Source organism: Streptomyces sp. NPDC086549 (genome assembly GCF_044746205.1).
Taxonomy (GTDB): domain Bacteria; phylum Actinomycetota; class Actinomycetes; order Streptomycetales; family Streptomycetaceae; genus Streptomyces.
The window spans coordinates 178,863-191,907 of the sequence record NZ_JBIVBS010000011.1 but is presented as its reverse complement, the minus strand read 5'-3'; the positions used below and the strand labels follow the sequence as shown (position 1 = coordinate 191,907).

Here is a 13,045-nt window from a genome sequence, read left to right as displayed (position 1 = left end):
GGACGGCAGCGGTCCACGTTCGGCGACTCCCGGTCGGCGGAGCGCTACCCAGCGCTGCCGAAGAGTGGGCAATGGTCGATCACCGCTCAGACTCGTCAGTGCGCTCGTGAGTGACGCCACGAGCGGACGCTCGACCTCCATCAGGTCACAGCGTGCGCCGAGGCGCCAGGCTTCGTGTAAGCCTGTCGTGGGGTGAGAGGCCCGTGATCGCCCGTGCAGACGACGACGGCTTCCAGCTGTTCGTCGCAGTCACGGTGACGCACCTCCAGGGGCGGTCCGTCCGGGTCCGCGGTGTAGCGGTCGCCCCACTGCTTGAGCGCGATCATCACGGGCCACAGCTCCCAGCCCTTGCGTGTCAGCCGGTACTCCTGGCGGGTGCGGCGACCAGGCTCGCGGTACGGGACGGGATCCAGGATCCCGGCGGCGACCAGTTTGCGCAGCCGGTCCGCCAGTACGGCCTCCGACAGGCCCACGTGGCGGCGGAAGTCGTCGAAACGGTGCACGCCGTTCATGGCGTCACGCAACACCAGCAGCGACCACTTCTCGCCGATCAGGTCGAGGGTGCGCTGCACCGTGCAGTTCTCGGTGCTGGTCTCCAGCCAGGTCATGCGTCCATCGTAGGCTGGCTTCGACATTGACAGCCAGAGGCTCGCTAGCTAGCTTCAGTTATTGAAGTCAGCTGAGGAGGAAGAGGTCAATGACGAGGTCACGCACGTTCGAGTGGCAGGATCCGAGCATCTCCGCGGTCGCCGTTGGCGGGCAGAGCGGTCTCGACTTCCTGCGGAGCGTGCTGAGCGGACGTCTGCCCGCCCCGCCCATCGCCGCGACGCTCGGATTCACCCTGGAGCAGGTTGAGGTCGGCCGTGCCGTCTTCGTCCTGGAACCGGGGGAGGAGCACTACAACCCCATCGGCAGCGTCCATGGCGGCGTCTACGCCACCCTGCTCGACTCAGCGGCAGGCTGTGCCGTGCAGTCCGTCCTACCGGCAGGCATGGGATACACCTCGCTCGACCTGAGCGTGAAATTCCTGCGCAAGATCACCGTCGACACGGGCAAGGTCCGTGCCGTCGGCACGGTTGTGAACCACGGCCGCCGCACCGCCCTCGCGCAAGCCGAACTGCTCGATTCCGAGGACCGCCTGCTCGCCCACGCCACCAGCAGCTGCATGCTCTTCCCCGTTTCCCCGAGCTAGTGCCGCATTGAGCAGCTTTTGCCCTGCAGGCGAGCCCGTGCGTGGGGCCGCGAGCGAGCGTGCCGAGTGGTTGCATGACCGCATGACCGCATGACCGCATGACCGCATGACCGCATGACCGCATGACCGCACAACGCGCCCTGTCTAGCGCTGTCCGGGGCCGCGGGTGCTCCGGATCCCCGTGGATCGCGGGATGGGGCCCGGAGGTTCACAGACCGGTCCTGCCGGGAGGCGGCTTGGCCGCCCCGGGGTACGGCGTGTGTCGACGCGGCCTCACGCCGCGATGGCGCGGCGTCTCAGGACGTGGCGGTGGGCTGCGGCCGGGGCTCCTTGGGAAGGCCGAGCAGTATGTCGCCGATGATGCCGCGCTGGATCTGCGAGCTGCCCCCGTAGATGGTGGCCGCGCGGGCGTTGAGGTAGACGCTGGTCCAGGAGGCGGAGGTGTTCGGTGCGCCCGGGTCGTCGGTGTAGTACCAGTTCGGTGAGGTCTCGCCGACGGGGACCAGAGCGTCGAGGCCCAGGACGTCCATGGCCAGTTCGGTGGCCTTGCGGTGGTACTCGCTGGTCAGCAGCTTGACGACCGCGGCCTGGGGGCCGGGCTCGTGTCCGTCGACGAGCCGTGTGGCCAGGCGCAGGCTCTGGCAGCGCAGCTGCTCGACCTGGACGTGGCACCAGGCGAGGCGCTGCCGGATGTCGGGGTCGTCCCCCAGCCCCTGGGAGACGACCAGGTCGGTCAGCCGGTTCAGTTCGTCGCGGAGCTTGATCGGCATGAGCACGTAGGTCTCGGCGCGCTCGAAGCCCAGCAGGGTCATGGCCACCGGCCAGCCCTGGCCCTCCCCGCCGACGACGAGGTCGGTGTCGGTGACGGCGTCCGTGAAGAACACCTCGTGGAAGTGGGCCTCGCCGGTGAGGTTGCGGATCGGGTGGATCTCCACACCGGGCTGGTCGAGCGGCACGAGCAGCATGCTGATGCCTCGGTACGGCGGCGCGCCGGGGTCGGTGCGGGCCAGCACGAACATCCAGTTGGCGAGGTGCGCCGAGGACGACCACAGCTTCTGGCCGTTGATCACCCATCGGTCGCCCTCCCGGACCGCGCGGGTGGTGAGCGCGGCCAGGTCGGACCCGGCGCCGGGCTCGGAGAAGCCCTGGCAGAACACGTACTCACCGGAGACGATGCGCGGCAGGAACCGCTCGCACAGCTCGGGCGGGCTGTGCCGCAGCATGGTGTTGCCGAGCATGCTGATGCCGAACGCGTCGCTCTCCGCGCCGGTGGGTATCCCCGCCCGCCCCAACTCCTCGCCGAGCGCGATCTGTTCGGTGGAGCCGAGCCCGGCGCCGCCGTACTCGACCGGCCATGTCGGCGCCACCCAGCCCCGCTTGGCGAGGGCGGCGCGCGCTCGGGCGGTGAACTCCGTACGCCCTCGGCGGTCGAGGGCGCCGATTCCTTGCCAGTCACCGGGGACGAGCTCGGCGATGAAGTCGCGCACCGACGCTCGAAAGAGCGCGAGGTCGGCGGATTCATGCAGATCCATCGATGCCTTCCCATGAACAAGACCTTGCGGACGTCCACAGTTGCGTAGATAGACTCACTCGTCAATGTCACGTGCGGACAATTCCGGGACTCCAAGGAGCGGCCATGCGTTTTGCCCTGACCGACGAGCATCGTGAACTGGCCCGGACCGTGTACCGGCTGCTGGCCGAGCGCCGAGGCGCCTTCCCGCCCGCATTCGGTACGACGCCGGGGCCGGACCGGGGCCTGTGGCGGGAGCTGGCCGGTCTCGGCCTGGTGGGCATGACGATCCCCGAGCGGCTGGGCGGGGCGGGGGCCGGCCTGCTGGAGGCCGCGCTCGTCGCCGAGCAGGCCGGGGCCACACTGCCGCCCGTGCCGTACCTTCCGGCCGCCGTCGCGGCCGCGGTGCTGGCCGGGGTGCACGGCGGCGAGGAGGGCGGTCCCGGCGCCGACGTCCTGAAGCGGATCGCCGACGGCTCACTGCTGGTGGTGCCGGCCTGGGAGACCTTCCCCCGCACGGTCGTCGACCGGCACCGGCCCGGCGCGCTGCGTCTGCAGAACGGCCAGGTGAGTGGTGCGCTGACGGCCGTGCCGTACGGCCGGGACGCCGATGTGCTGCTGGCCGTCGCGGGCGGGGCGCTCGTGGCGCTACGGCTGGACGGGCCCGGCGTGCGGCGTGCGGCGCGTGTCGGACTGGACGTCGTCGAGCAGGTCGCCGCGATCGAGCTGAGCGCCGTCGACGCGCAGGTGCTGGGGCCGGCGGAGTTCGGCGGCCGGGCCCTCGCGGAGGTCCGGACGCTGTTCGCGGCCGAACTGGTGGGTCTGGCACGGGCAGCGGTGGACGCGGCGGTGGCCTATGCCAAGGATCGGCATCAGTTCGGGCGCCCGATCGGCTCGTTCCAGGCCGTCAAGCACACCCTGGCCGACCGGTACGCCCAGACCGACGCCGCGCGGCTGCTGGTGCACTGGGCGGCGGCGACCGGCGACCCCGATGACGCGCGCCTCGCCGTGCAGGCGGCCGGAGACGCCGCCGACGCGGCAAGCGCCGACAACCTGCAGACGCACGGTGGCATGGGCTTCACCTGGGAGGCGGACGCGCATGTCCTGCTCAAGCGGGCGCGGGCCAGGCGCGCGCTCCTCGGCACCTCCGCCCGGCAACTGGAGGCCATTGCAGGCCGGCTTCTGGACGGCCGCGTCCGCGTGGCCGGCCGGGCCGGGGTCAGTCCGCTGCCGTCGCCGGCTGCCCCGGCTCGTCCAGCTTGAACCGGCGTCGGATGTCCGGACGCCCGAGCAGCTTCTGCGGGTAGCCGGGGCCCGGGCGCGGGGTGACGTCCTCCCAGTCCAGCGGCTCCTTGCAGTGCGAGCAGACCACCTCGCCGTGGGCGTCGTGGCCGCAGGTCTCGTGGCGGGTGACCACCGGCGGCCCGGCCTCGTCCGCCAGCCACCGGTCGCCCCAGCTGGTCATGGCGAGGATGACGCCGTAGAAGTCGCGGCCGGACTCGGTCAGCAGGTACTCGTGGCGGACGGGCTGCGTCTCGTAGACGTGCTTCTCGAGCAGACCCGCCTCCACCAGCCTGCGCAGCCGTTCGGACAGCGTGTTGCGGGCGATGCCCAGCTCCTGCTGGAACTCGTCGAACCGGCGGATCCCGTAGAACGCCTCCCGCAGCACCAGGGGGGTCCACCAGTCGCCGAGCAGGTCCATGGTCCGGGCCACCGAGCAGGGCCAGTTCGCGAACGACGTACGCCTCATGCACCGATGATACGAGTCTTTCAATGAAACTCAGCAGAAAGCTGAGCGGTTCGCCCTTGCGGGAGTGAGTCTTGATGCGCAACTATGCAGGTCACTGAGGGGAAGGGGTCGAGTGCCATGGAGTGGACGGGACAGATCTACGCGGACACCCCGACGGTGTCCGCCAGGGCCTACATCGAGGCGCCGCCCGAGTTGCTGTGGAGGTATGTGAGCGACATCCACCTGATGCCCGAGCTGAGCGCCGAGCTCCAGCATGTCGAATGGCTCGACGGCGCGACCGGTGCCGGCACGGGCAACCGGTTCCGTGGGCGCAGTGCGCACCATGCCCTGGGCAACTGGGAGACGGTCAGCACCATCGTCGACTGCGAGGAGCCGCGCCGGTTCGGCTGGGCGGTGGGCGACCCCGCCCACCCGATGAGCGTCTGGCGGTTCACGCTGCACCCGCAGGACACCGGCACGCTGCTGGAGCAGTGGGCCCAGCTCGGACCGGCCCCGTCCGGGCTGAGCGTCGCGATCGAGGCCATGCCCGACAAGGAACAGAAGATCGTGTTCGTCCGGCTGCGCGAGTTCGAGACCGGCATCAAGTCCAACCTCGCCACCATCAAAGAACTCGCCGAACGGGAGAAGTGATGCGCACCGCGACCACCATCGAAGGCTCCGGCGGAAACTGGCGCGAGACCGCCGAGTACGTCATTGAGGCCGAGAAGCTCGGCCTGGACATCTGCTGGGTGGCGGAGGCCTGGGGGAGCGACGCCCCCTCGCCGCTGGGCTATCTGGCGGCCCGTACCGAGACGCTCCTGCTCGGGTCCGGGGTCATCCAGCTCGGCACCCGATCGCCGGTCACCATCGCGCAGACCGCGATGACCCTCGCGCATCTGTCCGACGGCCGGTTCCGTCTCGGCCTCGGCGCCTCCGGGCCGCAGGTCATCGAAGGCCTGCACGGCATCTCGTTCGCGCGGCCGCTGACCCGGATGCGGGAGACCGTCGAGATCATCCGCGCGGCCTTCACGGGTGAGAAGATCGCCTTCCAGGGCCGCCAGTACACCATCCCCCTGCCCGACGGCGAGGGCCGCCCGATGCGGCTCAGCCTGGAGCCGGCGCAGGTGCCGGTCTACCTGGCCACACTGTCCCCCAGGATGCTCGAACTCACCGGCGAGATCGCCGACGGGTGGCTGGGCACCAGCTTCGTCCCCGAAGGCGCCGACGCCTACTTCACCCACCTCGATACCGGGCTGGCCCGAAACGGCCGCACCCGCACCGACCTCGACATCTGCCAGGGCGCCGAGATCAACATCGTCGCGGACGAGGGGCTGCTGGCCGGTGTCGTCGGCAGCCGTAAGAAGGAACTGGCGTTCTCGCTGGGCGGGATGGGCTCCGGCTCGACCAACTTCTACAACAACGCCTACAGCCGTCAGGGCTGGGCCGATGTCGCCGCCCAGGTCCGTGAACGCTGGCAGGCGGGGGACCGCGACGGTGCCACCGGCCTCATCACCGACGAGATGGTCCTGGCCACCACTCTGATCGGGACCGAGGAAATGGTCCGCGCTCGGCTCGGGGACTGGCGCACCGCGGGCGTGGACACCGTCCGCCTCTACCCGGCGGGCGACACCCTCGCAGCACGTCTGGACAACCTCGGACACGGCATCGACCTCGTCCGCGCCCTCGACCCCCGGTAGGGGCCCGGCTCCCAGGCGGCGGACCGGAGCCGGATCGGACCGGAGCCGGATCGGATCGGGCCGCGTCGGATCGGGCCGCATCGGCTTGGGCACCCGCGGCGCGGCCACGACGGTTCGGAGCTCGGTGGCTTGCCGACTCGATCGTCCGTCGGCCCGTTCGCCCGCTCATCGCCTTCCGCCGGGGTCGGGCGGGCCTCGCGAGGGCCGGCAACCGCTGGGGCGGCCACCTTGACTCGCCCGTCGCCGCGCATGACCGCCCTCCGTTTGTCAGTGCCGCAGAACGGCCTCACGGCCTCACGGCCATGCTGCCCACTCCTTCACCGCGAACCGGTCGCCGACGCGTCGCACTTCGGCTGCGCCCGGCCCGGGGAAATGCGCGGGGAACAACAAGGCGCCCCGGTCCGCGGCCTCCCCCAGCACCCGGCGCCGACTGTCCCGTGCGAGGGGCTCGTCCTCGTCGAAGCTGGGGCAGTCGTCCGGTTCCACGATCTGCAGGGGGCTGTGCAGCAGGTCTCCGGCGAACACCGCCCGGTCGGTGCCCGACCGCAGCCATACGGCGGAGGAGCCGGGCGTGTGGCCTGGTGCGGGCTCGATACGGAGCTGGGCGTCGACGTCGTAGTGGTCGCCCTCCCACAGCATGGTCTGTCCGGCCTCGTGCACGGGGGCGACGCTGTCCTCGAAGACGTTGGCCATCCGGGGGCCGGAGCGGGTCTGGTGTCCGTTGGCCGGGTTCCAGTAGTCGAAGTCGGTGCGCGAGATGACGTACTGGGCGTTGGGGAAGGTGGGCCGCCACTCCCCGTCGTCCGTCAGGCGGGTGTTCCAGCCGACGTGGTCGCCATGGACATGAGTGCAGATCACCGTGTCCACGTCCTGCGGGCGGGCGCCTGCTGCGGCCAGCTCTCCGAGGTAGTGGGTGCGCAGATGGTCGAAGGACGGCATCGCCGGGCGCTCCCGGTCGTTGCCGATCCCGGTGTCGATGAGGATCGTCCGGCCCTCGCTGCGGATCAGCCAGGTCTGGATCATGACGCGGATCTCGTCGGCGGCCGGGTCGACGAAGGTGGGGGCGAGCCAGTTCTCGTGCGCCTGCCAGTGCTCCACGGGCACGTCGGGGAAGACGTACTCGCGGGCGCGGCCTCTGGCGGGCAGCTCCACCACACGGGTGATCTCCACCTCTCCAAGCGTGATGGTGTCCATATTCCCAGCCTGCGCGCCGGATGGCGTCGGTGCTATCGGTCGCATGGCCGCACCACGGGGCCCGGGACGGTGGCCATGGCGGGGGGTGGGAGAGCGAGAACTCGCGGTACACGCAGTACTCGCAGTGATCGAATATTTGCCCTAATGGGGGGGTGTGCTGCGCAGGCTGTTGCGGCACAGGGAGGGCAGGTGGGCCGGTAGCACGGCGACCAAGCAGTGCTTCTCATCCGTCGCGCGCCGCGATGCGCCGCAGCAGGGCCAGAACCTCGGCGTCCAGGCCACGGGCGACGGCTAGGGAGTGTTCGTCCTGATAGACGGATACGGCGCTGGCGACAGAGTCGTAGATGAGCCGCGTGCCGTCGTCGGCTGTCTGCTGGACCAGGATCGCCGCGGGACAGGATGCGCCGGCATCCGGCAGGAACCGGACCAGGTCCCCGGAGGCTGCCGGCATGTCGACGAGCAGCCGGAGCAGACGGCCGGCTTCCTGCTCCCCGACCCAGGCACGGTCGATGTCGAGCTCGCCGATTCCGACAAGACTGGCCGGAGCCGGTGTGCCGTTGACGCGTCGAACGAGAAGTCTGCGGCCGGCCGACGTCGTCAGATGATGCCGCTCTCCGCCTGCCTCGGAGCTGCCGATGGCATCGCTGATGTCCTCGATGACGGCCGTGAAAGATCGTCGGGTGTTGAGGACGTGCCGCTCAAGGGGGATCCGGAGCACGTATTCGCTCACCAAGATCTCGGGCGCCTTTCCATGAGGTGCCGCCGCCTGACGGGGCCGTGGCACGGTGCCGCCGGATTTCGCGGATCAGACATCGACCCGGAGGGAAGGCCGGCAGTACGCGTCGACCTCCCCGAGAACGTCTCCGACACCGGCGCATCGAGCTCGTCGGCGCACCGCTCCGCTCAGCGACGAGAGGGCCGAAGGCCTCACTCACCGGCGAGAGTTGCCTGCAGGGTGACTTCGGGGACACCCGCCAGCGCGCGGCTGACCGGGCAGTTCGCCTTCGCCGAGTCGGCGAATTCACGGAACTCGGCCGCCCCGACCCCGGGGACCCGGCCTTCCGTCACGAGCTCGATCTTCGTGATCGTCGGCACGCCGTCGATCGGCCGCAGAGTCACCGAGGCAGAGGTCTCGATCGACTCGGCGGGGAAGCCCGCGCCGGCCAGCGTGCTGGCCAGCGCCATCGAGAAGCAGGTGGCGTGAGCCGCACCAATGAGCTGCTCCGGGTTGGATCCGGGGCCGCCCTCGAAGCGGGACTTGTACGTGACGCCCCCGGTGATGCTGTCGCCGGCGGTGAAGTCACCGGAACCGCTGGGAATGTCGCCGTGCCAGGTCGCGTGTGCCTTTGAGACAGGCATGTGTCCTCCAATACCGGTGCTTTGGTCGGCGAAGTCGCCCGAGGAAGTCCCCCTCCGTCTCATCGACTTCGTTCAGGTTGCGTTCCGCGAACGAACAGGAACCGCTCGTTCGCGGTGAACCGCCAGAACGGCGGCTGGTCCGGCCCCATCAACCGGTCGCGGTCCCGGTGTCGGCGGGCTCTTCGGCGGGGCCTATGCGTCCAGGAACCCGTGCACGTCGGCTGCGAACGCCTGCGCGTGCTGGTAGAGGAAGCCGTGGGCGGAGTCCGGGTACAGCTTGACGAACGCGTCGGGAATCAGGCTGGCGGTGAGGTGCGAGAACCAGGAGAGGATCAGCCGGTCGTCGTTCCCGTTCGCGATGAAGACGGGCCGTTCGATGGCGGCGAGCCGCTGGAGCATTCCGAAGTTCGGCGTACCCCACTTCAGGACCGCGTCGTACTGGGCGTTCCGGGTCTGCCAGGTGGTCTGTTCGTCGCGGCCCTCGGTCCGGGTGAAGATCCTGCCCAGGAACCGCTCGCCGGCGGCCCTGCTGGTGGGAGAGTCCGTGAAGAACGCGTGGAGCATGCCCTCGGCGTCGGTGGCCGGCTCGCCGATCGCGCCGATGATGTCGGGCGCCCAGCCGTGCATGCCCGGAGCGCCCTGGGGCGCGGTCGAGGCCAGGATCAGCTTCGCCACCAGTGACGGCCTCGTGAGCACCATCTCCTGCGTGACGAAGCTGCCGATGGAGAACCCGAGCAGGTCGATCGTGTCGAGCCCGAGCGCCTCGACGAAGACGATCGCGTCGTCGGCCATCTGGGCGATCGTGGTGGGGGTGGACCCTGTCGTCGCGCCCACTCCCACGTTGTCGAAAGCGATGACGTCGCGCGTGGCCGCCAGCGCGTCGACGAGGTCGGGATCCCAGTTGTCGAGGTTCCCTCGGAAATGCTGCAGGAGGACCAGCGGCCGGCCGCCCTGCGGGCCCAGGCGCCGGTAGGCGTAGCTGACTCCGTTCGATCCCTCGACCGTCGAGGTTTTGACGTCCAGGTACTTGATGCTGTGCTCCATTGCCGTTCCTTCTGTGCGGTTGGTGGCGACGACGGGCATGACGGCGTGGGCTTGCCCGCCCTTCCCGGCGGAAGTGGTGGGAGTCGATGGCGATCAAGCGGCTGTACGGCAGCCGCTCGTGCAGGTACGTGCCGGTGGACGACGGCACGAGCTCGTCGTTTCGTCCCCCAGCAGACCACCACGTCCCTCGGCCCTGACATCACGCGAACAGGTGAGGCGAAACGAGGGCGCGCGGTCCCGGTCGTCAGAAGGCCGGCACCTGGCTGTCCTCACGCTCCCACGATCTGGTCGTGGTACTGGTTGCTCAGCTGGGCCCGGGAACGCACGCCGAGCTTGGCGAAGATGGACCGGGCATGGGTGCCGACGGTGTTCGTGGACACCCTCAGCTCGGCAGCGACCTGCTTGTTGGAGTACCCCGTGCCCATGAGGCGGGCCACCGTGCGCTCAGCCTCGGTCAGCGCCGCCCACCCGACTGCCGGGCCGGGCTCGGTGGCGGCCCAGCCGGCGCGCCGGACACCGGCCTTGCGCAGCACCTGCTGGACGCGAAGCATCGGGCCGACCGCACCGGCCTGCCGATACGCCTCCCAGGCCTGGTCCAGTTGCGCGATCCCGGCGGAGCGCTGCTGCTCGCCCAGCAGGTGTCTGCCCAGGTCCTCCCGCGTCCCGGCCAGGAGCAGCGGACGGGGTCCGGTGGCCAGGACGTCGACGGCGTGGTGGAGCAGGTCACCGTCCCGCTGGACCAGGCCCTGGATATGCGCCGCGATTCCTTCGAAACTTGCCACGCCGGGATTCCTGGCCGCGCCGATCTCGGCGAGCGACTGCACCTCTTCGAGGAACGCCGCGTCCTCGTCGGCGACACCGATCGCCGCCAGGACCGGCAGCCAGCCCGGCTTCCAGGGCCAGGCGTCGCGTTCGGCGCGGGCCGAGCGCACCAGAGGCGACAACACCCGGATCGCGGTGGCCGGCTCGCCCTCGGCAGCGGTCAGCCAGCCGCGGGTCAGCAGCAGCGGCGGCGCGTGAGCCTCGTCGGCGGCGGTCGGCCCGTTCCCGTCGAGGGCGAGCTCGTTCCGGGCATCGTCCGACCGCCCTCGGTTCAAGGCGACCATGCTCACGATCGACGCCGCCTCCAACTCGTACATCCGCGAGCCGAGTTCCCGAGCCAGGGCGAGCAGGGCCCGGGCGCCTGCCTCGGCATCGTCCAGCCGGCCCAGGTCGTAGTCCTGCAAGATCTGCGCGTACAGCAGGGCCGGCGGGACCGAGGCCGGGAGCCCGGCGGATTCGCTCCAGGCCTGCTTCAGCAGCGCCTCGGCGTCGCGATAGCGGTCGAGATGCTGCAGCGCCATGATCTCCTGGGCGAAGAACACCGGCTGGGACTCGCCCCGTAGTTGACGAAAGTACGACAGGGAGCCGGTGTGGTCGGCACTGTTGCGGGTGATCTCGGCGAGGGCGTGCAGCGCGGCGACATGGGCTTCGCGGTCATCGAGCCGCCGGGCCTCGGCCAGCGCCGCTTCGGCTTGCGGACGCATCGCCCCGGCCCCCTGCAGGCGGGATTCCACCAGTGTCTGGAGGGCCGTCAGCCGGGCCCGCGTCGGTACGTTCAAGTCGGACCTGGCCAGCGCCGAGGCGCACCGCACCGAGGACGACTCCCAGCGGCCGGCCAGCCACAGAGCCCTGGCGAGCACGAGCTCGATTCGCCCCATCGGCTCCCCGTCGTCCAGGTGTGCCAGGACCAGATCGGCGACCGCGATCGCGTCGTCGCAGCGCTGGACCAGGCCCAGGACCCGGACGCATTGCTCGCCGAGGGTGAGGTATGCCGGATCGGTGGGCCGCAGTGCACGGAATGCCGTCATGGCCAGTTCGCCGGCCATCTGTGGCGTCGCCGCCGCCAGCTCGGCCGCCGACCGCAGGACGATTGCCGCACACTCCGTCTCGCCGGGCTCGATGCCTTCCCGGGCGTGGACGGCGACCAGCGAACTCTCGGCACCGTCGGCCACCAACTGCGTTGCGCACCGGCGGTGCAGCGCGCGCCGGGTCGGCTCGGTCAGGTCCGCGTACACCGCTTTGCGCACCAGGCGGTACCGGAACTCGATCCTGCCGTCCCGTCGGTCCAGCACACCGTTGCCGATCGCCTCGTCCAGCACGGCGGCGGTCTCCACGGGGGAGAGGCCGGTCAACTCCTGAACGTCATGTGGCGTCGCCGGCTGGCCGAGGACAGCCAGGACCTGGATCATGTCCACGGCCCGCGGGCCGAGGTCGAGCAGCGTGCGGTGCAACGCTTGGGCCACCTGCCGGGGGACGGACGCCGACATCGACGTGGAGGGCGCGGGCACCTCGTCGACCCTCCCACGGGTGCCGGTCAGTGTGTCGATGACCTGCATGGCAAGGAAGGGGCTGCCGTCCGCTTGCACCAGGAGGCCGGCGGCAGCGGCAGGCGGCGGTGCACCGAGCCGGTCGTGGGCGATGTCCAGGATCGCTTCGGTCGACAGTGGCTGCAGTTCCATTCGCTCGACGGCGATCTGGCCGGCTCGGGAGCCGCTCAGGGCACTCAGGTCGTTCAGAACGGTGTCCTGTGCCGTACGCCCCACCAGCAGCCACACGATGGGCAACGACGCCAGCCGGAACGGGAGGCTCCGTAGGAGGAACCGGGTCAGCTGGTCCGCTCCCTCCAGATCGTCCATCAGCAGGAGGGCGGGGCCGGCGCCGATGGCGGTCTCCAGCCGGTTGCCGACCGCTTCGAGGAGCAACAACGGTTCGTCCACCTGAGCGACCAGGTCCGCCAGCTCTTCGCCGCTGAGCAGAGGACGAGGACCGTGGCGCAGCGAAAGCAGGAGCGGAGCCCCAGGGGAAAGCTGTCCGATCGCGTCGGCGTTGGCCGCACCGGTCCGGAAGCGCAGTGCCCCCGCCTCGGCGACGATCGCGTGGGCCAGCGCAGACTTGCCCATGCCCGGCTCCCCGGTGACGATCAGGATCTGCCCGTGTCCGCCGCGCGCGGTCGCACGGAGCTTGTGCAGAGCCGTCGTCATCTCCTCCGTACGGCCTCGCAGGATACCGGCAGCGCTGACCCGCCGTGGAACTGTGTCTCCCCGCACGGACCGCCTGGTCGGCCGCGACGTGGTGGCGCCACCGCAACCCACGCCTGCCGTCGGGCCGTTCACTGTGCTGACCATGGTCTTGCCTCCCGCACCATCTGCGCTGCCGCCGACCCAGGTGCCCAAGAATCGGCCGGAGACCAGCCCCGCCGAATCACTCGATCGAGCCATACGTCATGTGCGGCCCCGCACTGCGCGGCAAGGCCACCGACGTGATCCACCCACTCTTCG

Annotated in this window: 12 protein-coding genes; 4 read left to right on the top strand and 8 right to left on the bottom strand. The window is 70.3% G+C overall.

The features are described from left to right. Positions 1 to 140 precede the first annotated feature (140 nt). Positions 141 to 608, bottom strand: a complete 468-nt coding sequence (locus tag ACIPSA_RS30845; RefSeq protein WP_402640187.1) for a winged helix-turn-helix transcriptional regulator — start codon at positions 606 to 608, stop codon at positions 141 to 143. Between the two features lie 89 nt (positions 609 to 697). Here ACIPSA_RS30845 and ACIPSA_RS30840 point away from each other — a divergent pair, with 89 nt between their 5' ends. Further along, positions 698 to 1,192 (top strand): PaaI family thioesterase, encoded by a 495-nt coding sequence (locus ACIPSA_RS30840; protein WP_402640186.1) that lies wholly within the window; start codon positions 698 to 700, stop codon positions 1,190 to 1,192. A 296-nt stretch (positions 1,193 to 1,488) separates the two neighbouring features. Here the strand turns inward: ACIPSA_RS30840 and ACIPSA_RS30835 are convergent, their stop codons facing one another. Next, positions 1,489 to 2,724 carry an acyl-CoA dehydrogenase family protein gene (locus ACIPSA_RS30835; protein ID WP_402640185.1) on the bottom strand — a complete coding sequence of 412 codons (1,236 nt, stop codon included), beginning with the start codon at positions 2,722 to 2,724 and terminating at the stop codon, positions 1,489 to 1,491. 104 nt (positions 2,725 to 2,828) lie between these two features. Between ACIPSA_RS30835 and ACIPSA_RS30830 the strand changes: the two genes are divergently transcribed. Further along, on the top strand, positions 2,829 to 3,965 hold the full coding sequence (locus tag ACIPSA_RS30830) for an acyl-CoA dehydrogenase family protein (RefSeq protein WP_402640183.1): 1,137 nt from the start codon (positions 2,829 to 2,831) through the stop codon (positions 3,963 to 3,965). Here the strand turns inward: ACIPSA_RS30830 and ACIPSA_RS30825 are convergent. Continuing rightward, a complete protein-coding gene (locus tag ACIPSA_RS30825; RefSeq protein WP_402640181.1) occupies positions 3,922 to 4,452 on the bottom strand; it encodes a winged helix-turn-helix transcriptional regulator in 531 nt (176 codons plus the stop codon). The two genes, ACIPSA_RS30830 and ACIPSA_RS30825, sit on opposite strands and share 44 nt — an antisense overlap. Positions 4,453 to 4,569: 117 nt before the next feature. On the opposite strand from ACIPSA_RS30825, the gene ACIPSA_RS30820 reads away from it, so the two are divergent. Both ACIPSA_RS30820 and ACIPSA_RS30815 read left to right on the top strand, forming a co-directional pair. Continuing rightward, a complete protein-coding gene (locus ACIPSA_RS30820; RefSeq protein ID WP_402640179.1) occupies positions 4,570 to 5,082 on the top strand; it encodes an SRPBCC family protein in 513 nt (170 codons plus the stop codon). After that, positions 5,082 to 6,128, top strand: a complete 1,047-nt coding sequence (locus ACIPSA_RS30815) for an LLM class flavin-dependent oxidoreductase (protein ID WP_402640177.1) — start codon at positions 5,082 to 5,084, stop codon at positions 6,126 to 6,128. The genes ACIPSA_RS30820 and ACIPSA_RS30815 overlap by 1 nt, the downstream gene beginning before the upstream one ends. A 294-nt stretch (positions 6,129 to 6,422) precedes the next feature. On the opposite strand, the gene ACIPSA_RS30810 is transcribed toward ACIPSA_RS30815, so the two are convergent. The 5 genes from ACIPSA_RS30810 to ACIPSA_RS30790 form a co-directional block, all read right to left on the bottom strand. Continuing rightward, positions 6,423 to 7,322, bottom strand: a complete 900-nt coding sequence (locus tag ACIPSA_RS30810) for an MBL fold metallo-hydrolase (RefSeq protein ID WP_402640175.1) — start codon at positions 7,320 to 7,322, stop codon at positions 6,423 to 6,425. Between the two features lie 223 nt (positions 7,323 to 7,545). Continuing rightward, a complete protein-coding gene (locus ACIPSA_RS30805; RefSeq protein WP_402640173.1) occupies positions 7,546 to 8,052 on the bottom strand; it encodes a hypothetical protein in 507 nt (168 codons plus the stop codon). A 197-nt stretch (positions 8,053 to 8,249) separates the two neighbouring features. Further along, complete coding sequence (locus tag ACIPSA_RS30800) at positions 8,250 to 8,681, bottom strand: OsmC family peroxiredoxin (RefSeq protein ID WP_402640171.1); 432 nt, start codon at positions 8,679 to 8,681, stop codon at positions 8,250 to 8,252. A gap of 192 nt (positions 8,682 to 8,873) precedes the next feature. Beyond that, positions 8,874 to 9,725 (bottom strand): alpha/beta fold hydrolase, encoded by an 852-nt coding sequence (locus ACIPSA_RS30795; RefSeq protein WP_402640169.1) that lies wholly within the window; start codon positions 9,723 to 9,725, stop codon positions 8,874 to 8,876. 269 nt (positions 9,726 to 9,994) lie between these two features. Continuing rightward, complete coding sequence (locus tag ACIPSA_RS30790; protein WP_402640168.1) at positions 9,995 to 12,892, bottom strand: LuxR C-terminal-related transcriptional regulator; 2,898 nt, start codon at positions 12,890 to 12,892, stop codon at positions 9,995 to 9,997. Positions 12,893 to 13,045 lie beyond the last annotated feature (153 nt).

Coding starts and splice junctions, on each gene's coding strand:
- ACIPSA_RS30845 (WP_402640187.1), bottom strand. CDS start 608: ATGACCTGGCTGGAGACCAGCACCGAGAACTGCACGGTGCAGCGCACC.
- ACIPSA_RS30840 (WP_402640186.1), top strand. CDS start 698: ATGACGAGGTCACGCACGTTCGAGTGGCAGGATCCGAGCATCTCCGCG.
- ACIPSA_RS30835 (WP_402640185.1), bottom strand. CDS start 2,724: ATGGATCTGCATGAATCCGCCGACCTCGCGCTCTTTCGAGCGTCGGTG.
- ACIPSA_RS30830 (WP_402640183.1), top strand. CDS start 2,829: ATGCGTTTTGCCCTGACCGACGAGCATCGTGAACTGGCCCGGACCGTG.
- ACIPSA_RS30825 (WP_402640181.1), bottom strand. CDS start 4,452: ATGAGGCGTACGTCGTTCGCGAACTGGCCCTGCTCGGTGGCCCGGACC.
- ACIPSA_RS30820 (WP_402640179.1), top strand. CDS start 4,570: ATGGAGTGGACGGGACAGATCTACGCGGACACCCCGACGGTGTCCGCC.
- ACIPSA_RS30815 (WP_402640177.1), top strand. CDS start 5,082: ATGCGCACCGCGACCACCATCGAAGGCTCCGGCGGAAACTGGCGCGAG.
- ACIPSA_RS30810 (WP_402640175.1), bottom strand. CDS start 7,322: ATGGACACCATCACGCTTGGAGAGGTGGAGATCACCCGTGTGGTGGAG.
- ACIPSA_RS30800 (WP_402640171.1), bottom strand. CDS start 8,681: ATGCCTGTCTCAAAGGCACACGCGACCTGGCACGGCGACATTCCCAGC.
- ACIPSA_RS30795 (WP_402640169.1), bottom strand. CDS start 9,725: ATGGAGCACAGCATCAAGTACCTGGACGTCAAAACCTCGACGGTCGAG.
- ACIPSA_RS30790 (WP_402640168.1), bottom strand. CDS start 12,892: ATGGTCAGCACAGTGAACGGCCCGACGGCAGGCGTGGGTTGCGGTGGC.